Genomic DNA, 18,410 nt, shown 5'->3' on the forward strand with positions numbered 1-18,410 from the left:
TTTATCCACAGTTTTGTGGGCTTCAATTATGTTTTTCAATTACGCCACGCGCTGAAGTAGGGAGAGGGCTTGTCGCTAGAGCCTGCCCTACCTGGTAGCGGGACATTAGCGTAGCCGCTCCTTGATGCCCTTAATGGCTTGTTGGATGCTGGGGTCGGTATCCAGGCTTTCCTGGATTTTCTGTATCGCATAAAGCACCGTGGTATGGTCGCGCCCGTCAAAAAACTGCCCAATTTCTGGTAAGGAGGCATGGGTCATTTCACGGATCAGGTACATGGCGATCTGCCGAGGAATGACCACTTCTTTGCGTCGGCCTGCACCACGTATTTCCTCTAGTTTCAGATTGTAGTGTTCGGCCACAGCTTTGAGGATTTCTTCAGGGCTCTGGCTGGTCTCGGAAGCTGCGAACACATCGGAAAGCGCTTTAATTGCCACTGCTTTGCTTAGCTGCACGCCGTTAAGCGAAGCGTAGGCGATAACCCGCATCAGGGCCCCCTCGAGCTCGCGGATGTTGGAGGTAATTTGTTTGGCAATGTACTCCAGCACCTCTTCGGGAATGCGCATGTTGCGGTATTCGGAGTTCATTTTGAGAATGGCCACACGGGTCTCGAGGTCGGGGGGCTGAATATCGGTGATCAGGCCCCACTCAAAACGGCTGCGCAGCCGGGCCTCGAGGGTCAGGATGTCTTTGGGGGGTCGGTCGGACGATAGGATGATTTGTTTGCGGGCCTCGTAAAGGGCGTTGAAGGTATGGAAAAACTCCTCCTGGGTGCGCTCCTTTCCAGCGATAAACTGAATATCGTCTACCAGCAGCAAATCCACAGAGCGGTAGCGATCGCGGAACTCGGTCATGCGGTCTTCACGGATGGCGTTGATAAGCTCGTTGGTGAAGGTCTCGGTGGAGACGTACTCGATTTTCTTGTCGGGAAAGCGCTGGGCCACCGAGTGCCCCACCGCGTGCATCAAGTGGGTTTTGCCGAGACCCACACCGCCGTAGATGAACAAGGGGTTGTAGGCATTGCCGGGCGATTCGGCCACGGCTACGGCGGCAGCATGGGCGAGGTTGTTGTTCTGCCCCACCACAAAGTTCTCGAAGATGTACTTGGGGTTCAGTCGGGCCCGCGCCTCCTGCGGCTTGGCGGGGGTGGAGGCAGAAAAAATATCTTCCTGTACGGGCTTTCCTGGAACCACCCGCAGCTCGAAACGAGGGGTTTGTGCCCCCAGCCGGGTTAGGGCCTCGGTGAGCAACTCGGCGTAGTGGTCTTCAATCCAGCCTTTGAAGAAGCTGGTGGGTACGCCCAGCTCGAGTGAGCCGTTAACCACCCCCAGCGGCTGAATCTTCTCGAACCAGGTGTGGTACTCCACCTCGGTGATGCTTTGACGCACGTACTCGAGCACATTCTGCCAAACGGTGTTTTGGGTCAAGGCTAATCCTCCCGTAATAAACAGGTTTGTACATTCTACTGAGTTATCCACAGGCTGGAAATCCCCTGTGGATAATTCTTATGGGGGTGTGAACTAAAGAACCATCCGTTGCAAGAGGCCTGTTCTAATCTAAAAAAGCGGGGTTGTGCGCGATTTATAGCGCTGGCTGCGGGTGTGGTGAGGGTTGAGTTTTATATACTGGCCCTCTGCTACAATGCAAGGTCAGGAGCTGGATGGATGAAGGCCTATGACGTGATTGTGGTGGGTGGGGGCCATGCCGGTATCGAGGCCGCCTGGGCTGCGGCCAGGCTAGGGGCAAGGGTGGGGCTGGTTACTTCTAACCCCGAACGTATAGGCTTGATGCCCTGTAATCCCGCGGTGGGTGGACCAGGCAAAAGCCAGCTGGTGGCAGAGCTCGAGGCCCTGGGTGGTTTGATGGGCAAGCTGGCCGATGCCACCGCCATTCACACCCGTGTCCTCAATCGCTCTAAGGGCCCAGCGGTGCAGAGTTTGCGCGTTCAAGTAGACCGCGACCTTTATGCCCTGGAAGCCCAGCGGGTCTTGCTGGCGCACCCCCAGATTGAAAGCATACGGGCTGAAGTGTCGGCTTTGTGGATCGAACAAGGGGTGCTGCGGGGGGTATTGACGGTAGATGGACGCCAGCTGGCAGGCCAGGCCGTGGTGATAGCCAGCGGCACCTTCCTACAGGGTGTGGTCTGGTATGGACGGCAGTCCCGGCCTGCTGGACGGCAGGGCGAGCCTCCGGCCCGCTTTCTGTCCCAGAGCTTGCGCGCTGTGGGCCACCGTTTGCTGCGTTTTAAGACCGGTACCCCGCCCCGCATTCGGGCCGATTCGGTGGACTACCAAAAACTGGAGGTGGTACCCGCCGACGACCCCCCTGAAACCTTTGCTGGAAAACCGGGTCCTCACGCAACCGCACGCCCCACCTGGCAGACCCGAACCACGGAAGCCACCCATCGGCTCATCCAGGAAAACCTGCACCTATCGCCTTTGTATGGGGGTGATATCGAAGGCGTGGGGCCCCGCTACTGTCCCTCCATTGAGGATAAAGTGGTGCGTTTTGCCGACAAGGAAACGCATGTGCTCTTTGTAGAGCCCGATGGCCTGCACACAACCGAGCTGTATTTGCAGGGTTTTAGCTCTTCCCTGCCCCCAGAATTGCAGGTGCGCATGGTGCAAACCCTTCCGGGTTTCGAAAAGGCCGTTATTCAGCGCTTTGCCTATGCGGTGGAATACGACGCGGTAGACCCCCTGGAACTAACCCCAGGGCTTCAGTCCCGCAAGCTACCAGGGTTGTTTACCGCTGGGCAGCTCAATGGCACCTCGGGCTATGAGGAGGCGGCAGCCCAGGGCCTGCTGGCAGGCTTGAACGCAGCCCGCTATGCGATGGGCCTGGCCGAGGCCTGCTTACCGCGGGAGTCCGGCTATATCGGGGTAATGGTGGATGATTTGGTTCACCGTGGGGTAGACGAACCCTACCGCATGATGACCTCGAGGGTGGAGCTTCGCTTGCTGTGTCGCGCTGACAACGCCGACGAGCGGTTGGTGCCGCTGGCCGCTGCCTGGGGTTTGCGCGCGATGGTGGATTTGCAGGCGGTACGGGCCAAGTGCGCTCGAGTAGAGGGGGAGCTGCTTCGTTTACAAAAGAGCCGTCTGGATGGGGTTTCGGCCCTGCAATACCTGCGCCGCCCGGAAGCCAGCTATGAGCAGGTGTTGCAGGCTATTGGCCAGCCCGAGGTGCCTTTGGGTAAAGCAGAGGCCTACCAGGTAGAGGTGCGGGCCAAGTATGCGGGTTATATGGAACGTCAGGCCAGGCTGCGGGAAAAACTCAAAGAACTCGAGACCTACCTCTTGCCCAGTACCCTCGACTATGCTCAGGTTCCCAGTCTTTCCAAGGAAGCCGTAGAAAAACTGGGCCGAATGCGACCCCGTTCGGTAGCGGAGGCCTCGAGGGTGCCCGGCATTCGCGACTCCGACCTGACTGCGCTTCTGGTGCACATCACCAAGATGCCTGCTCCGGCCTGAGGCCCACCTGGGGGGAATGTTTCACGTTTTACATCTAAAGAAAATCCCGATTGGAATGGCCTATTCTAGGCATGTCTTATGCAAATGACGTCAGCTGGAAAACAACTGTTGTTACGGGCGGGGGCGGAGCTGGGCCTGAACCTCGAGCCCCACATCCCCCAATTTTCTACCTTTTTTGATCTGCTCACCGAGGCCAACCAAACCACCAACCTCACGGCCATTCGAGACGAAGAGGGCATCATCCTGAAGCACTTTGTGGACTCCCTAACCTGCCTGACCTATCCCGGCTTGGTGGAAGGGATCTCGGTGATTGATGTGGGCACAGGTGCGGGTTTTCCGGGGTTGCCTCTGGCTATTGTGCAGCCCAGTACCCAGTTCGACCTCCTGGATGCTACCCAGAAGAAGACTGCGTTTGTCGCTCGGGTTATACAAACCCTGGGGCTCAAAAATGCCCGGGCCCTTTGGGGGCGCTCCGAGGAGCTGGCGCACCAGAATGTAAAACGTGAAACATATGGAGCAGCCCTGACTCGAGCGGTGGCCTCCATGGCTACGGTGGCAGAGCTGACCCTGCCGCTGGTTCAGGTGGGCGGGTTTGTGCTGGTGCAAAAGGGAGCTGAAGTGGAGCATGAGGTGGCAGAGGCACGAGGCGCGTTAAGTAAGCTGGGCGGGCAGTTGGAGCAGATTTTTCACCTGCAGCTGCCCATAATTGGGGATGCCCGCACCCTGGTCGTTCTGCGAAAAATAGCCCCCACGCCACACCAATACCCCCGGAAACCGGGGGTTCCGGCAAAAAATCCGTTATCCTAGAGGGCAAGGTGAAACGCATTGGCCTGGTAAATCAAAAAGGGGGTGTGGGTAAGACCACAACCGCCGTAAATCTATCGGCCTATTTGGCTAAAGCGGGTCAAAAGGTGCTGCTGGTAGACCTGGATCCCCAGGTTAATGCAACCTCGGGGATGGGGCAGGCCGTTCGTGAGCCAAATATCTACACCGTGCTGGTAGGAAACGATAAAGTGCAAGCAGCGGTAGTCAACATTGCCAGCGGACTGGACCTGCTTCCCTCGAGCCCTGATTTAGTCGGGGCTTCTGCTGAGCTCATCGAAAACCCCACCCGGCTAGCGGAAGTACTGCGACCGCTCGAGCCAGCCTACGACCTGATTCTGCTGGATGCGCCCCCCAGTCTGGGGCCCATTACGCTAAACGTGCTGTCGGCCTCGGAAGGCCTGATTGTGCCTGTGCAGGCCGAATACTATGCCCTGGAAGGCATCGCTGGCCTAATGGAAACCATTGACCGGGTGCGCACCAGCCTAAACCCGGCTTTGCGGCTTCTGGGTGTGCTGATTACCATGTACGATCCCCGCACCCTGCTGTCTCAACAGGTCGAAAGCAACATTCGTGCCAACCTGGGGGAGAAGGTTTTCTGGACCGTTATACCGCGCAATGTCCGGCTGGCCGAGGCCCCCAGCTATGGTCAGGACATCGGCCAGTATGCGCCTACCAGTAGTGGTGCCCATGCCTATCGACGCCTGGCCGAGGAGGTGATGCGCCGTGTCCAAGAAGCTTAGCGGTTTGGGCAAGGGCCTGGAAGCCCTATTGCCCAAAACACCAGCCTCCCTTACCAAGTTGCCCCTGGCCCTTATCAAGCCAAACCCTGGGCAGCCGCGCCGCTTATTCGACCCGGTGGCGTTAGAAGAACTGGCTGCTTCCATCAAAGAAAAGGGCCTGCTGCAGCCCCTGCTGGTTCGTCCTAAGGGCGACATGTACGAGCTGGTGGCGGGCGAGCGGCGCTTCAAGGCTTCTCAGATGGCTGGTCTGCGCGAGGTTCCAGTAGTCATCAAGGACATTGGCGAGCGAGAGGCCCTGGAAATTGCCCTCATTGAAAACCTACAGCGGGAAGACCTGAACCCCATGGAGGAGGCAGAAGGGTACAGGCGCTTAGTGGATATGGGGATGACCCAGGAAGAGGTGGCTAGGGCGGTGGGAAAGGCCAGGGTTACGGTTACCAACGCCTTACGCCTGCTTCAGTTGACCCCAGAGATAAAGAAAGCACTAGAGGAGAACAAGATTAGCGCAGGGCATGCACGGGCACTCTTGATGCTGCCCGAGCCAAAACGCAATTGGGGTCTGTCGGAGGTGCTCTCCAAGCAGCTTAGCGTGCGGGAGACCGAGAAACTCAAAGACAAGCCGACGGCCTCGAGCACAAGATCTAAAAGTGAGGAAGCCTACGCCGATATCGCCCACAGCCTCTCCCGTCGGCTGGGTACAAAAGTGCGCTTTACCAGCTTGAAAAAAGGCAAAATAGAGATCAGCTACCACTCCGAAGAGGAATTGAGCGCAATTCTCCACGCGCTGGGCTACGAGGGCTAAGCTACCGAAGCGGAATCCGTATGGCCCCCTCTAAATCGGTGCGCCGAATTTGCAGTCCATACTGGCTCAACCGCTGCAAAACCACACCCGAGGGGTGGCCGTAGGGGTTGTTGCCCACCCCGATCAGGGCGACCTGGGGTTGAAAGCTCTGCAACAGATGCACGCTGGTACTGGTTTCGGAGCCGTGGTGCCCTACCTTCAAAACATCCACCGCCTCTGGCCGCCAGCGCGCCTCCGCCGAGGCCGGGGCATCGCCGGTAAACAGTACTTTGCGCCCCTTGAATTCCAGCACAAACACCAGACTGCGCTCGTTGTCCTCGGTTTCATGCCCTTGTGGTCCCAGGAATCGCAAACTGGCTCCGGCCAGGGCCAACTGTGTCCCGCTGCGAGCAAATAAAACCCGAACCCCATGTGAGCGCGCAGCCCGGTGCAGGGCATCGTCCAGCGGGTTTCCCCGTACCCTTGGTCCGCTCACCAGGGTGCCCACTGGAAAATTCTCTATGAGCTGCGGCAGAGCCCCCACATGATCCCCGTCGGGGTGGGTGGCGATGAGCAGATCCAGGTCATCTACGCCCAGTGCGCGCAGGGCTCGTTCTAGCCGGGGGTAGGCCCAGTCGCGGCCTCCATCCACCAGAATTTCTACCCTTCCGGGAAGGCGCACCAGAATAGCGTCGCCCTGGCCCACGTCGAGTTGCCAGAGCTCCGCACGGGGTGGGTACTGCGACAGTATGGAAGCCAGCATCGCTGTGGCAGCCAGTCCGGCTGCGCGCGGCCAGCGAAGGTACCCATAAAGGCCGAGCAGTAAAGGAAAAATACCAAGGTAATACAAAGTGAACCCCAGGGGGGTTATCTCGCCCCAGCGCAGCATGGGGCCATGGGACAACCACCCTGCCAGCCACAAGACCAGCAATCCTAAAACTTCTGTTGGCCCGGCCAGCAAGCCTCCCAGCAATAGCTTAAGAAAGCCCAGGGGGACCAGCAGGCTAAGCAGGGGCAGCACCAACAGGTTTGCAAGAGGGGAGAGCAGCGGCAGCAGGTGGAAGTGGTGAAGCAAGAGCGGAAGAATCAGAATCTGGGCAGCCAGGGTAACGCCAACCGAAGCCCACACCCATTGCTTCCAGCCCGCAAGCCTGGGCAAGCGGGGGAGCACCAGGGCCATACCCAGCACGGCCAAATAGGAAAGCTGGGCCGATCGGCTGAAGATGGTGCGCGGCTCGAGCAGAAGCTGAATAAACAAAGCCAGAGCTAAAGCGGGCAAGACTGCCACCCGGCCCCGTCCCATAAAAAGCCCCAACAGCACCATAGCCGCCATGATTACAGCCCGCACCAGCGAGGGCTGTGGCCCCACCAGCCACAAGTACAGCAGAAGCAAAACAATGGTGATCAAATAGCGCCATGCGCCAAAGCGGTACAGCAGCAGCACAAAAAAGCCGGTCAAAATCCCCACGTGCAGGCCCGACAGGGCCAGGGCATGGGCCAGGCCAGCCCGCTGGAACTCCCCGTAGGTCTCGCCTAAATCACGCCGTTCCCCCAGGGTCAAAGCAGCAACCAGGGCGGCTACGGGTGGGGAAAGCCCAGCCTCGAGCCGACCCTTCAAGCTTTGGCGGGGATTGTGCGGCAGAGGCTCGAAGTGCACCACCTCTCGAGCCTGCAATACCGCCGTTACCCCGAGTCCGCGCAGCCAGGTCTGCTGGTCGAAACCCCCAGGGTTGCGCTTGCCAGCAGGGCGCAGCAGGTGGCCCTCCAACACATATATCCCATCTTGCAGCCTGGGAAAGTACCGCACGTACACACGCCCTTGCGGGGTGTACAGAAACCCCCCTCGCAAGGTGCCTTCCAGCCTTACCCACTGCCCTATAAGCGATGCCCAGGGATCTTTGGCCAGACCCAGGTGCAGCACCACCAGAAGATAGGCCAGCAGGCCCAGCCAGCGGGCTGCCTGAGGGATCCAGAGCCCCCCTAGCAGGCCCAGAAAGGCCAGGGGGGTGAGCTGGCTAAGGGCCCCCAGCAGGGCACCTGAGCCCAAGGCCAGGGGGATCATAGGGTGACCAGCGGGCGCAGCCGCTCGATCAGCTTGGGTCCAATGCCTTTTATCCGATCCAGCTCTTCTAGCGAACGGTAGGGACGGCCCTCGATGATGCGTTGAGCTAGCGCAGGGCCAATTCCAGGCAGGCTCTCGATTTCGGCCTGGCTGGCGGTGTTGAGATTAACCTTCCCCACCTCCGGTGTAATCGGGCCGGGCTTCAGGGCAGGCGAAGCCGCCAGCGGGGCTGAATGGGGGGGTGCTTTGAGTTCGGTCGGGAAAAATCGAACCGTCAGATTGGGCCAGATGCTCGCCAATCCGATCCCAATAACCACGGCAATATATGCTGCGTTTAGCCAGCGCCCCATCAGGCCCCAATTTAGCTGCCACTGTGGTCTAAAGAGGGTTATTTGACGGCAAGCCACAAAGCCTTATGCCTTGCAACCGGGGGTTTCCGCTCCCCAGTTTGGGTCAGCCGTGGTCAAATTTGGCGTCAGTAAGGCTCGGACAAGCGCCACTGAATCAGGGCCAGGGCAAGGCCAACCGCAACCACCCCCAGCGGAACCCAGATATCGCTGGTGGTGCCCATATTCACGACCAGATACCCGATCGTAACCGCCGCAGTAATGAGCGCGGATACTTTTAGCAAGACCGAGATGATGCGCTGGGTCGAGCTAAGGCTTCTGGTGGAAGCAGGGGCCAGGGGAGGCATGGTGGCCGTGCTGTGTGTTGCTTGGGCCTGGGTTATGGGCGTAGCTTTGGGCTCGGTTACACCGGAGGCCGTGCTGGGTTTGGGTGAGCCGTCGTAGGCCCAGATGGAGTCGCTGGGTTCATCGGGCAAGGTTTTAGCTGGCTCGGCGATGCTGATCTGGGCCGAAGAGGGGGGTGGGGCAGCATCGGTAACGGGCGGCACTTTCTGCATGGGGGCTTGAGGTGGTAAGGTGCTGGAAAGCGCAGGCCAACCCTGGTTGTCAACTTCCGCTGGAGGCGGGGGTGTTTCTGCCGACTCGAGGGTCTTGGGCGGTTCGTTTACCTGAGCGGCTTCGGATTTGGCCCTGAGAACGTGCCCCTTAAGCGACTCCAGGAAGAGCTTCAGCTCGTCTTTTTGGAAGGCAGCCGGGGCAATCGCCATAAGGGTGCCCTGCTCGCTCATGACATCCACGGTGCCGGTTTGCTTGTTTACGCTGATGCGCTTGATAAGGGAAAGAGGCGCACTTTGATGGGTGTTGCTATCCAGATAAAACAACTCTCGGCTGCTTATGGCCAGAAGGCCACCTGGGCCCTCGAGCCGAGCAATAATGTCGGACTGGGTCAATTGCGAAAGGCGCTCGTCGTATTTGCCCATGATGAGCAGTCTACAACATGCCAGCGCCGATCTGCTTTCATTTATCGTGCAAAATCTGGCGGGAAGGCGCTACAAACGGGAGCTTTCAGACTAAAAATGCCTTGCAATTGGGGTAATCTGGGAGCGAGGAGCTTAGATGCAATTCACCAAACCCTTGCTGCTCGGACACCGGGGCTCGCCTCGTCAAGCCAGAGAAAACACTTTGGAGTCCTTCCGACGAGCCCTCGAGGCGGGTCTGGACGGCCTCGAGCTCGACCTGCACCGTACCCGCGATGGGGTACTGGCCGTCTACCACGACTTTGAGCTCGAGGGGCATCCGATTGCCAGCCTGGACTGGCCGACCTTGCAGCAGCGTGCACCCTGGATGCCAAGGCTCGAGCAGGTCTTCGAGCTGGCCGAGGAGTTTCCCCGGGCCTGGCTCAACCTCGAGCTCAAGAGCAAACCAGGAGCTTCGGACGGGCGTGAAACCCTGCTGGCGCAGGCCCTACAGGCCTGGCCGGGCCGGGCGCGGGCCTGGATCAGCAGCTTCGATCCACTGGCCCTGATCCGACTGCACCGACTGAAGGTGGGGGTGCCGCTGGCCCTGCTGTATAGCGAGCCCGAGATGGAAGAGCTGCTGCCCTGCCTGCCGCTGCAGGGCGCTCATCCAGAGTTTGTTCTCCTGAACCCGGCCAGGGTAGCCCTGCTCAAGGCAAAGGGGCTCTTTGTGGCGACCTGGACGGTTAATCAAGCCTCAATCGCACGGGAGCTGCTGGATTGGGGCGTGGATGGCATTATTGGTGACCTGCCCCAAGAGCTTCTGGCGGCCCGTCGCTAGGCTCTGCCGCAGCCAGGCAAAGCCCTGAGCGGACAAATTTCACAACCCCAGCAGGCCTTCTGCGTTAGGCTTTAGCTATGCAAGGGATGCAGCTCAAATTGATTGCCGCAGCCGACCCGGACGTGTTTCAAGACCGACTCAACCGCTTTATTGAGAGCCTGCCGGAAGAGACCATAATTGTGGACATCAAGTTCTCAACCTCCACTACCGCCTCGCAAACCCTGTATGCAGCGCTGGTGCAGTACAAACAGGTAGAAGCCTGGGCCGAGTGAGCCAGGGGGCTATGCGATCTGCAGGGCCTGTTCGATGCGCTTTAGGGCCTGGGGAATGTCCTCGTCCTGCAGGTCGCGGTGGGTGACAAAGCGCACCCGGTTGGGCCCCATGGCGTTGGCCAGCAGGCCCAGCTCGCGCAGGCGCTGGACCAGGGCCGGGGCCTGAGGAACCTGCACATACACCATGTTGGTCTGCACCGTCTGCAGGTCGACCTCGAGGTAGAGGCGCAGCAGGCCCTCGGCCAGGGCGCGGGCCATCTGGTGGTCACGGGCCAGGTGCTTGGGGCCTTCGCTAAGGGCAACGATGCCCGCCGCAGCCAGCACCCCGGCCTGCCGCATCCCACCCCCCAGCAGCTTGCGGTAGCGCCAGGCCTCGGCGCGATACCCGCGCGGCATCAGTAGAATGGAGCCCACCGGCGCCCCCAGCCCTTTGGACAAACAGATCGAGACGGTGCGGAAACCCCGGGCCAGCTCGCTGGGGGTGGTGCGGAGGGCCGTCACTGCGTTAAAAAAACGGGCCCCGTCCAGGTGGGTGGGGAGCCCGGCCTCTTCTGCCACTTGCTGAATGGCCCGCTGAACGGGGATGGGAACCACTGTGCCGCCCGCGGTGTTGTGGGTGTTTTCCAGCGCGATAAGCCCGGTGGGGGCCTGGTGCACCGAGGTGTGGATGGCAGCCCGCACGGCCTCGGGGTCGGGTACGCCGTAAGGGGCCTCCACCAGCCGGATGGTTCCGCCCGAGAGCACCGCCAGCGAGCCGGGCTCGTACTCGTAGATGTGGGCCCCTTTGGGGGCGATGACCTCCTGCCCGCGCTTCAGGTGCAGCATCAGGGCGACCTGGTTGGTCATGGTGCCGCTGGGCATGAAGAGGGCGGCCTCGAAGCCGAGCATCTCGGCGGCCAGGGCCTCCAGGCGGCCCACGGTGGGGTCTTCGCCGTACACGTCGTCGCCCACCTCGGCCTCGGCCATGGCCTGGCGCATGGCGGGGGTGGGCTTGGTTACGGTATCGGAGCGGAGATCAATCCAGTGCATAAGCCTTATGCTACTCCCGATGCCCCGGATTCCCTACCTCCCAGAAGAGCTGTCCGAGCCAGCCGAGGTGGTCTCGGCCATTCGTCGGCGTCGGGGTGGAGCCCTGAGCCATCTCGACCGGATGCTGCTCTATAGCCCACCCTATGCCCTGGGCTGGAACCATTTTTTGGGCGCGGTGCGGGGCGGCCTCAGCCTGCCAGCCCGGTTGCGTGAGCTGGCGATTTGCGGGGTGGCGGTGTTGAACCAGGCCGAATACGAGTTTGACCAGCACGCCCCCTTGTTTTTGCAGGCTGGTGGCAGCCAGGCCCAGCTCGAGGCCCTGCACGACCTCGAGCAAGCCGCACAGAATGCCCGGCTGTTTGATGCCCAGGAGCGGGCCACGCTCCGACTCACCTTTGAAATGACCCGTGCGGTGCGGGTGGGCGACGAGACCTTTAGAGCGGTGCAATCGGTGCTGCCCGATGCCACCCAGGTGGTCGAGCTGGTGGGCGTAATCGCGGCCTACAACATGGTCTCGAGGTTTTTGGTGGCCCTGGAAATAAATCCAGAGCAGACGTCTTTTGCCGGACTCGAGCTACCCTAAAGCAAAAGGAGCCCTTATGGAACACCAGTCCTATGCCTATGACAAGAACCACTGGGCTTTGGAGCCCGACCTGCCCAGCATCCTGAGCCGCTACTGGAAGGGTTGGGCAGCCCACCAGAGCGAACTGGACGCATTTGGTGTGGTAGCCGGGGGCGAAGCCTACCGTCTGGCCGACCATGTGGACAAGGAGGCCCGCCCGGTGCTGGTGATGCACAACCTGGAAGGCCAGCGCATAGACCGGGTGCGGCTCTCGCCGGCACAGGAAACCCTCAACCGCCAACTAGCCGCCATCAACCGCGCTCCCTACCAGGGAGGGAGCTGGCACCACCACTTTGCCCTGGGCTACCTGCTGGCCGACCCTGGTTTGTACTGCATCCAGACCATCACCAACGCCACCGTGTACGCCATCCACAAGTACGCCCCCCAGTTTGCCGGCTGGAAGGAAGAGCTCCTCGCAGGCCGGGCCTTCGGCGCCACCTGGATGACCGAGGTGCAGGGTGGCTCCGACCTGGGGGCCAACAGGGTGCGGGCTGTTCCAGACGGGGCGGCCTGGCGGCTTTTTGGCGACAAATACTTCTCCAGTGGCGCAGGCCTGACCGATTACGCCATTGTTTCAGCCCGGCCCGAGGGGGCGCCTGCCGGCCCCAAAGGCATCGCGCTGTTTCTGGTGCCCCGGCTGGACAGCAGGGGAGCGCTCAACTACCGCGTGCGGCGGCTGAAGGACAAGCTCGCCACCCGCGCGGTGCCCTCGGGCGAGGTGGACTTCGATCACACCGAGGCCTATCTGATAGGTCGCGCCGAGGAGGGCATCTACTACATCCTGGAAACCCTCACCCTTTCGCGCCTGGCCAACGCGGTGGGGGCTTTGGGTCTGGCCAGAAAAGCCCAGCTCGAGGCCCTCTTCCGTGTTCAGTCGCGCGTGGCTTTTGGTAAAAAGCTCGAGGAACACCCCCTGATCCGGCGCGACCTGACCGACCTGGCGGTGCGCATCGCGGGCGGCCTGGCCCTGACCTTCCGGGCGGTGGCCGCCTGGGACGAAGCCTGGCAGGAGACCCCGCCCTACTCCCTCCGCTACCACTACGCCCGGCTGCTGGCCCACCTGGCCAAGGCCCGCACCGCCGAGCACGGCACCTACTGTACCCAGCTTGGCATGGAGCTTTTTGGGGGGGTGGGCTTCGTGGAGGACTTCGCCATCGCCCGGCTGGCCCGTGAGGCTTTGATTACCCCCATCTGGGAAGGCCCGGCCAACGTGCAGGCCTTGGATACCCTCGAGGTCCTGTTTCGCAAAGGGGCTGCCGAGCCTTTCCTGCTCGAGTTTAGCGCCATGCTAAAGAACGTGGGCAGCGAGGAAGCCCGGCTGGCCGAAGCCGCTTTAGAGCAGACCCTCAAGCAGCTGCAAGCTCTCCCACCGGAAGAGGCCCAATGGCAGGCCAAAAAAGCCCTGCGCACCCTGGCCGATGCCGCCATTGTGGCCCTGCTCTACGACCTCGGCAGCGAGCGCCACGCCCGGCTGGCGGCCTTGTATGCGCGGCATTTTTTACAGGGCGAGGAGTATCCGGCCTGGGCCATGCAGGACGAAGCCTTGTGGCGCAGCGGTTTGGAGCACGCCCCAAGCGTTTGATATGAACCCCACCTGAAGCTTTCTGTTTAGGGCAGGTCAAAACCGACCGGATGCAAGGGCAGCTCCTGGCGCAGCTTCAGGTGGGGGCCCCAGCAAAAAGAACAAATCAAAGACATTTATTATGAGTAGCTACTCCAGCGCCTCGAGCCGCACCGGGTTGCTGTGGAAGGTGGAACCCTCGCCCATGTCGGTGAGGTGTTCGCCGGTGAGCCAGTTGATGCCCTTGCCGTCGGGGGCGGGGGCCTCCCACCAGGTGCCCTCCAGCACCACCGTGCCCCGGATGGGGGCTTCGCTCACCCGTACCCGCCGCACCACCGCGCCGTGCCGGGAGCGTATCCGCACCAGCGCACCGTCGGAGGCCCCGTAGGTCTGGGCGTCCTCGGGGTGTACCAGCAGCACCGGCTCGCCGCCTTCGCCCTGCACCAGGCGCTCGATATGCCCGTAGGTGCTGTTCAGGAAGTGCTTGGCGGGGGGGGTCATCAGGATCAGGGGGAAGTCCGGGGTGGGCTCGGTCAGGATGACCTGGGGCGGAGGGTCGAACTGCACCTTGCCCGAAGGGGTACTTGCCGCCTGGGTGAAGGGACGGTGGTCGGGGGGGATGTGGAGCCGCACGAAGCCCTCGGCCTGGAGGCGCCCCAAGGTGATGCCCCGAAGCCAGGGGTGGTCGGACTCGAGCAGCGAGCGGGCCAGGGTCTCGGCCTCCCAGTAGAGGGTGGGCTCGTCGAGGCCCAGCCGCCGGCCCAGCTCGGCGAAGACCCAGGTGTTGGGCCGGGCCTCGCCCTGGGGCGGCATCACCGCCTCGTTCCAGGAGAGGTAGTAGTGCCCGTAGGCGGTGTAGAGGTCGGGGTGCTCCAGAAAGGTGGTGGCGGGCAGCACGTAGTCGGCGTAGCGGGTGGTCTCGGTGAGGGCCTGCTCGAGCACCACCGTAAAGAGGTCTTCGCGCAACAGGCCCCTCTGAACCAGGTCGGAGCGGGGGGCCACCACCGCCGGGTTCGAGTTGAAGACAAACAGGGCCCGGATGGGCGGTTCCAGGGCGGTAAGGGCGCTGCCGATCTGGGTCATGTTGATCTGCCGTGGCGGGGTGGCCCGGGCCGCCAGAAGGTGGCGGCCTCCCAGGTACTTGCGGTTGAGGGCAAAGGCTCCGCTGGTGCTCAGAAGCGCCCCCCCGCCAGGGTACTGCCAGGCCCCGATCAGCGCCGGCAACAACACCACCGCCCGCAGGGCCGAACCTCCGCCAGGGTGGCGGGTCAGGCCGTAGCTGGTGCGGATGAAACTGGCTTTGGCCTGGGCGAACTCGAAGGCCAGTCTCTCCACTGTTTCGGCAGCCACGCCGGTGACGGCCTCCACCTTCTGCGGCGTCCATTCCTCCGCCACCTGCATAAAGGCCTCAAAGCCGGTGGTCATCCGCGCGATGTAGTCCTGGTCGTGCAGGCCAGCCTTCACGATGGCCCGGGCCATCCCGTAGGCCAGCGCGGCATCGCTGCCGGGGCGAATCCGAATGTGTTCGTCGGCAAAGCGGCTGGTCAGGTTCTGGTAGGGGTCAATATGTACGATGCGGGCCCCATTTTGCCGGGCTTTTTTCAGGAAGGGGGTGAGGTGGGTGTTGGTGTGCAGGCTGTTGATGCCCCACAGCAGAATGAAGCGGGCCTGGGGAATAGCCTCGGGGTCGGTGCCGAAGCGGTCGCCGTAGGTGGCTACCCAGGCTTCCTGGCCTGCGGTGGCGCAGATGGTGGTCTGTAGCTCGCTGGCCCCCAGGGCGCGGAAAAAGGTCAGGGGGTGCTCGTACTGCATCAGGCCCATGGTGCCGGCGTAGTGGTAGGGCAGCACGGCCTCGGCGCCGTGGCGCTCGAGGGTATCTTTCAGCCGCTGGGCGATCTCGTCCAGCGCCACCTCCCAGCTCACCCGCTCAAACCCGCCTTGGCCCTTCTGGCCCACCCGCCGCAGCGGATGGAGCGGGCGCAGCGGGTGGTGATTGCGCTCGGGGTAGCGGTAGGTTTTCACGCAGGCAAAGCCCTGGGTGAAGGGGTGCTGGGGGTCGCCCTCGATTTTGAGCAGGGTATTGCTGGCCTCGTCAATGCTGGCAACGAGCGAGCAGGCATCGGGGCAGTCCAGCGGGCAGGTGGTGCGGGCTTTGCGCACGGTCATGTAGACCATGCTAAGAACCCGGATGGGCCGGTGTCCAGGCTGCGCTTACAATGCCAGCTATGAAACCGCTTCGCTGGCTGCAGCTGGCTATCGGGCTTTTGGTGCTGCCCTGGGTGCTGGCAGGAGCCATTGTTCTGGGAACCTTGGTGGGATCGGCGGGTGGTGGTCTGGTAACGCTGCTGGCGGTGGGGTTGGGCTTGTTCTTGCCGTTTGCACTGGGTCTGGGGGCTCTGCTGGGCTTGCTGGCCCTAATCTGGGCGGCTCGCAGTGGGACGCTTCCACAAATGTGGGGATGGCTCTGGGGTTTTCTTCTGGCTTTGGGAGCCTTTGTTCTGGGTTTGGGGTGGCTTACGAAGGGGATTCGATTGCCCTGAGAGCCGATGAAAACAGGCTCTTTTGGGTAGAATGCTCTGCGATGCAAGGCCGCCGCTGGCTAATTTACGCCACCCTGCTCCTCTGGCTCCCCCTGGTCATGGCGGGGGGCTCCTGGCTCTTGGCCCGCACGGTGGCGGCCCCCCTTTTTATCGCCTACCTGGGCTTGTTTTGCCTGCTGGTTTCGCTGGGGTTGTTCTGGGTGGGTGTCGCCCAGCTGCTGGGTCGGCGGCTGCGGGTAGCCGACCTGCTCTGGCTGGGGTTGTATGGGGCGGGCGCACTGCTGTACAGCCCGCTGATTGGCCTGCTTGGGCGGTAGTTTTGTGTTTGTGCGGGGCCGATGGGATATGATTTGCACTGTCTGAGCGCAGTGTAAGCGCGACTCGATGCCAAACAGGCCGGAGGATATGAAAGATGGCAAACCAGTTGGATGCAAACCGCCCCTTACGTATTGCGATCATCGGTGCGGGGCCCTCGGGTATCTATGCCGCAGAGGCCCTTATCAAGCAGACGGAAATAAACGTATCGGTGGATGTGTTCGACCGCCTGCCCACCCCCTACGGCCTGGTGCGCTATGGGGTGGCGCCCGATCACCAGACCATCAAGTCGGTTACCAAAGTGATGCAGAAGGTGCTGCAGGATTCGCGGGTGCGCTTTTTGGGCAATGTCGAGTTTGGCCGCGACCTTACCTGCGCCGATCTGCGCCGTCATTACGACGCGGCGATCTACACCGTGGGCGCTTCCAGCGACCGCCACCTGGGCATCCCTGGTGAAGACCTGCCCGGCAGCCTTTCGGCCACCGAGTTCGTGGCCTGGTACAACGGCCACCCCGACTACCAGAACCTGGACATCCGGCTGGACGTGCAGGGGGTAGCGGTGGTGGGCATGGGCAACGTGGCGGTGGACGTCACCCGCATTCTGGCCAAGTCGGCGGAGGAACTGCGCCAGACCGATATTGCCGACCATGCCCTGCCGGTGCTGGCCCAGAGCCAGGTCAGCGATATTTACATGCTGGGCCGCCGGGGGCCGGCCCAGGCCAAGTTCACCACCAAGGAGCTGCGCGAGCTGGGCGAGCTGTGCAATGCCGACATCGTGGTGCGGCCCGAGGAGCTCGAGCTCGACGAAAAAAGTGCCGCCTCTATTGCGGGTGAGCCCACTTTGCTCAAGAACCTCGAGGTACTGCGGGAGTTTGCCGCCAGACCCCTTACCGGCAAGCCCCGCCGGGTACACCTGCGTTTTTTTGTTTCGCCGGTAGCAATTCTGGGTGAGGGCCGGGTACAGAAAATTCGCCTGGAGAAAAACCGCCTGGACGAGAACCTGAATGCGGTGGGCACGGGCGAGTTCGAGGAGCTCGAGGTGGGCAGGGTGCTGCGCTCGGTGGGCTACAAGGGGGTGCCCCTGCCGGAGGTGCCCTTCGACCAGCGCAAGGGGGTTATTCCCAACCAGGGCGGGCGGGTCTTGCGCGAGGGCCAGGTGGCGGTGGGCGAGTATACCGCCGGCTGGATCAAGCGCGGCCCCAGCGGGGTCATCGGCACCAACAAAGCCGACGCCACCGAGACCGTAAAACTTCTGCTGGAGGATGCCCAGCACCTGCCGCTGGCCCCAGAACCCAATCCCGAGGCCGTAACCCGGCTGCTGCAAGCGCGGGGGGTGCGCTATGTAACCCTGGAGCACTGGCTCAAGCTGGATGCGCTCGAGTGCGCCTTAGGGCAGGCCCAGGGACGCCCGCGGGTCAAGCTAACCAGCGTAGACAAGATGCTGGAAGCAGTGGGAAACTGAGCTGCGCTGCCCTGGGTTTTTCCAATATCAAAAGCCCATCTGAAGATGGGTCGGGCTCGAGGGAACACCCCCAGTCGCCAGACCCGGATGGGTGAGACCGCCTTTACATAAGCCCATGCGGGCACATCTTTGCCAAGCCCAGGGGGTCGTCTCGCAGCTATACGGGCATTGCCCGCCCCCACAGCTTGGCAGGGGAGGAATCAAGAAAGCTCAAGAAACACCTCACCCAACTGGGCCAGGCTGCCTATGGCCCGGCCAGTAGGCAGGTGGCGCACCACCACCCCTAAAGGTCCTCCAGAGGTTTTTTCTACCTCTGTCACCGAGAACAGCTCCCCGTCCACCTCCACCGTGACCTCGCGGGCCCCGCAGACCTCCACCAGCCGGTAGCGCCCCAGGCTGAGCCACTCCTCGCCAAACACACGCCGCAGTTCCTCGTAGGCCACGGTCTTATACCAGGCTTCCCCGGCTTGCATGGTCTCGGCCCGGTAGGCGGCAATGGCCGCATCCCGCAGGCGTTTTTCTTTGAACCCACTGTGCCCCATACTACAAACAGGCTAGGTTTTGTCCATCATAGCTTTGCAAAAAC

At 61.9% G+C, this 18,410-nt stretch carries 18 protein-coding genes; 11 read left to right on the forward strand and 7 right to left on the reverse strand.

Going from position 1 to position 18,410, the window contains the following annotated elements:
- Window positions 1-105 precede the first annotated feature (105 nt).
- Window positions 106-1,425, reverse strand: coding sequence for a chromosomal replication initiator protein DnaA (dnaA, locus tag ABWU19_RS03355; RefSeq protein ID WP_435900359.1), 1,320 nt, complete (start codon window positions 1,423-1,425; stop codon window positions 106-108).
- 237 nt (window positions 1,426-1,662) lie between these two features.
- Here dnaA and mnmG point away from each other — a divergent pair, with 237 nt between their 5' ends.
- The 4 genes from mnmG (at window position 1,663) to ABWU19_RS03375 (ending at window position 5,838) form a co-directional block, all read left to right on the forward strand.
- Window positions 1,663-3,471, forward strand: coding sequence for a tRNA uridine-5-carboxymethylaminomethyl(34) synthesis enzyme MnmG (gene mnmG / locus ABWU19_RS03360; protein ID WP_435900360.1), 1,809 nt, complete (start codon window positions 1,663-1,665; stop codon window positions 3,469-3,471).
- 78 nt (window positions 3,472-3,549) lie between these two features.
- A complete protein-coding gene (gene rsmG / locus ABWU19_RS03365) occupies window positions 3,550-4,278 on the forward strand; it encodes a 16S rRNA (guanine(527)-N(7))-methyltransferase RsmG (RefSeq protein ID WP_435900361.1) in 729 nt (242 codons plus the stop codon).
- Window positions 4,272-5,036: a ParA family protein gene (locus tag ABWU19_RS03370; protein ID WP_435900398.1), complete on the forward strand. Its 765-nt coding sequence runs from the start codon at window positions 4,272-4,274 to the stop codon at window positions 5,034-5,036. The genes rsmG and ABWU19_RS03370 overlap by 7 nt, the downstream gene beginning before the upstream one ends.
- The gene (locus ABWU19_RS03375) at window positions 5,020-5,838 is read left to right on the forward strand and encodes a ParB/RepB/Spo0J family partition protein (protein ID WP_435900362.1); all 819 of its coding nucleotides are present in this window, start codon (window positions 5,020-5,022) and stop codon (window positions 5,836-5,838) included. The genes ABWU19_RS03370 and ABWU19_RS03375 overlap by 17 nt, the downstream gene beginning before the upstream one ends.
- A gap of 1 nt (window position 5,839) precedes the next feature.
- Here ABWU19_RS03375 and ABWU19_RS03380 read toward each other — a convergent pair whose 3' ends face one another.
- The 3 genes from ABWU19_RS03380 to ABWU19_RS03390 form a co-directional block, all read right to left on the reverse strand.
- A complete protein-coding gene (locus tag ABWU19_RS03380) occupies window positions 5,840-7,879 on the reverse strand; it encodes a ComEC/Rec2 family competence protein (protein WP_435900363.1) in 2,040 nt (679 codons plus the stop codon).
- The gene (locus tag ABWU19_RS03385; protein ID WP_435900364.1) at window positions 7,876-8,229 is read right to left on the reverse strand and encodes a ComEA family DNA-binding protein; all 354 of its coding nucleotides are present in this window, start codon (window positions 8,227-8,229) and stop codon (window positions 7,876-7,878) included. Before ABWU19_RS03385 ends, ABWU19_RS03380 begins: the two co-directional genes overlap by 4 nt.
- Window positions 8,230-8,354: 125 nt before the next feature.
- Window positions 8,355-9,206, reverse strand: coding sequence for a hypothetical protein (locus ABWU19_RS03390; protein WP_435900365.1), 852 nt, complete (start codon window positions 9,204-9,206; stop codon window positions 8,355-8,357).
- A gap of 136 nt (window positions 9,207-9,342) precedes the next feature.
- On the opposite strand from ABWU19_RS03390, the gene ABWU19_RS03395 reads away from it, so the two are divergent.
- Window positions 9,343-10,023, forward strand: coding sequence for a glycerophosphodiester phosphodiesterase (locus ABWU19_RS03395; protein WP_435900366.1), 681 nt, complete (start codon window positions 9,343-9,345; stop codon window positions 10,021-10,023).
- A 77-nt stretch (window positions 10,024-10,100) separates the two neighbouring features.
- Window positions 10,101-10,295 carry a hypothetical protein gene (locus ABWU19_RS03400; protein ID WP_027877882.1) on the forward strand — a complete coding sequence of 65 codons (195 nt, stop codon included), beginning with the start codon at window positions 10,101-10,103 and terminating at the stop codon, window positions 10,293-10,295.
- Window positions 10,296-10,304: 9 nt separating this feature from the next.
- Here ABWU19_RS03400 and ABWU19_RS03405 read toward each other — a convergent pair whose 3' ends face one another.
- Window positions 10,305-11,324: a threonine aldolase family protein gene (locus tag ABWU19_RS03405; RefSeq protein WP_435900367.1), complete on the reverse strand. Its 1,020-nt coding sequence runs from the start codon at window positions 11,322-11,324 to the stop codon at window positions 10,305-10,307.
- A gap of 19 nt (window positions 11,325-11,343) precedes the next feature.
- Between ABWU19_RS03405 and ABWU19_RS03410 the strand changes: the two genes are divergently transcribed.
- Entirely contained in the window at window positions 11,344-11,907 is a 564-nt protein-coding gene (locus ABWU19_RS03410; RefSeq protein WP_435900368.1) for a carboxymuconolactone decarboxylase family protein, read from the forward strand.
- 16 nt (window positions 11,908-11,923) lie between these two features.
- On the forward strand, window positions 11,924-13,528 hold the full coding sequence (locus ABWU19_RS03415; protein ID WP_435900369.1) for an acyl-CoA dehydrogenase family protein: 1,605 nt from the start codon (window positions 11,924-11,926) through the stop codon (window positions 13,526-13,528).
- Window positions 13,529-13,657: 129 nt separating this feature from the next.
- Here ABWU19_RS03415 and ABWU19_RS03420 read toward each other — a convergent pair whose 3' ends face one another.
- The gene (locus ABWU19_RS03420) at window positions 13,658-15,673 is read right to left on the reverse strand and encodes a molybdopterin-containing oxidoreductase family protein (protein ID WP_435900370.1); all 2,016 of its coding nucleotides are present in this window, start codon (window positions 15,671-15,673) and stop codon (window positions 13,658-13,660) included.
- 59 nt (window positions 15,674-15,732) lie between these two features.
- On the opposite strand from ABWU19_RS03420, the gene ABWU19_RS03425 reads away from it, so the two are divergent.
- From ABWU19_RS03425 to ABWU19_RS03435, 3 genes are all read left to right on the forward strand, one after another.
- Entirely contained in the window at window positions 15,733-16,047 is a 315-nt protein-coding gene (locus tag ABWU19_RS03425; RefSeq protein WP_435900371.1) for a hypothetical protein, read from the forward strand.
- A gap of 41 nt (window positions 16,048-16,088) precedes the next feature.
- The gene (locus tag ABWU19_RS03430; protein WP_435900372.1) at window positions 16,089-16,364 is read left to right on the forward strand and encodes a hypothetical protein; all 276 of its coding nucleotides are present in this window, start codon (window positions 16,089-16,091) and stop codon (window positions 16,362-16,364) included.
- Between the two features lie 95 nt (window positions 16,365-16,459).
- Complete coding sequence (locus tag ABWU19_RS03435) at window positions 16,460-17,824, forward strand: FAD-dependent oxidoreductase (RefSeq protein WP_435900373.1); 1,365 nt, start codon at window positions 16,460-16,462, stop codon at window positions 17,822-17,824.
- Window positions 17,825-18,024: 200 nt separating this feature from the next.
- Here ABWU19_RS03435 and ABWU19_RS03440 read toward each other — a convergent pair whose 3' ends face one another.
- Window positions 18,025-18,366, reverse strand: a complete 342-nt coding sequence (locus tag ABWU19_RS03440; RefSeq protein WP_435900374.1) for a hypothetical protein — start codon at window positions 18,364-18,366, stop codon at window positions 18,025-18,027.
- Window positions 18,367-18,410: the final 44 nt, after the last annotated feature.

It is taken from the genome of Meiothermus cerbereus (assembly GCF_051297115.1).
Classification (GTDB): Bacteria; Deinococcota; Deinococci; order Deinococcales; family Thermaceae; genus Meiothermus; species Meiothermus cerbereus_A.

What these genes read in the sequence shown, in the direction of transcription:
- ABWU19_RS03390 (WP_435900365.1), bottom strand. Translation starts at nt 9,206, where the DNA reads ATGGGCAAATACGACGAGCGCCTTTCGCAATTGACCCAGTCCGACATT.
- mnmG (WP_435900360.1), top strand. Translation starts at nt 1,663, where the DNA reads ATGAAGGCCTATGACGTGATTGTGGTGGGTGGGGGCCATGCCGGTATC.
- ABWU19_RS03405 (WP_435900367.1), bottom strand. Translation starts at nt 11,324, where the DNA reads ATGCACTGGATTGATCTCCGCTCCGATACCGTAACCAAGCCCACCCCC.
- ABWU19_RS03425 (WP_435900371.1), top strand. Translation starts at nt 15,733, where the DNA reads ATGAAACCGCTTCGCTGGCTGCAGCTGGCTATCGGGCTTTTGGTGCTG.
- ABWU19_RS03410 (WP_435900368.1), top strand. Translation starts at nt 11,344, where the DNA reads ATGCCCCGGATTCCCTACCTCCCAGAAGAGCTGTCCGAGCCAGCCGAG.
- ABWU19_RS03400 (WP_027877882.1), top strand. Translation starts at nt 10,101, where the DNA reads ATGCAAGGGATGCAGCTCAAATTGATTGCCGCAGCCGACCCGGACGTG.
- ABWU19_RS03385 (WP_435900364.1), bottom strand. Translation starts at nt 8,229, where the DNA reads ATGGGGCGCTGGCTAAACGCAGCATATATTGCCGTGGTTATTGGGATC.
- ABWU19_RS03395 (WP_435900366.1), top strand. Translation starts at nt 9,343, where the DNA reads ATGCAATTCACCAAACCCTTGCTGCTCGGACACCGGGGCTCGCCTCGT.
- ABWU19_RS03440 (WP_435900374.1), bottom strand. Translation starts at nt 18,366, where the DNA reads ATGGGGCACAGTGGGTTCAAAGAAAAACGCCTGCGGGATGCGGCCATT.
- ABWU19_RS03380 (WP_435900363.1), bottom strand. Translation starts at nt 7,879, where the DNA reads ATGATCCCCCTGGCCTTGGGCTCAGGTGCCCTGCTGGGGGCCCTTAGC.
- ABWU19_RS03430 (WP_435900372.1), top strand. Translation starts at nt 16,089, where the DNA reads ATGCAAGGCCGCCGCTGGCTAATTTACGCCACCCTGCTCCTCTGGCTC.
- rsmG (WP_435900361.1), top strand. Translation starts at nt 3,550, where the DNA reads ATGCAAATGACGTCAGCTGGAAAACAACTGTTGTTACGGGCGGGGGCG.
- ABWU19_RS03415 (WP_435900369.1), top strand. Translation starts at nt 11,924, where the DNA reads ATGGAACACCAGTCCTATGCCTATGACAAGAACCACTGGGCTTTGGAG.
- ABWU19_RS03435 (WP_435900373.1), top strand. Translation starts at nt 16,460, where the DNA reads ATGGCAAACCAGTTGGATGCAAACCGCCCCTTACGTATTGCGATCATC.
- ABWU19_RS03420 (WP_435900370.1), bottom strand. Translation starts at nt 15,673, where the DNA reads ATGACCGTGCGCAAAGCCCGCACCACCTGCCCGCTGGACTGCCCCGAT.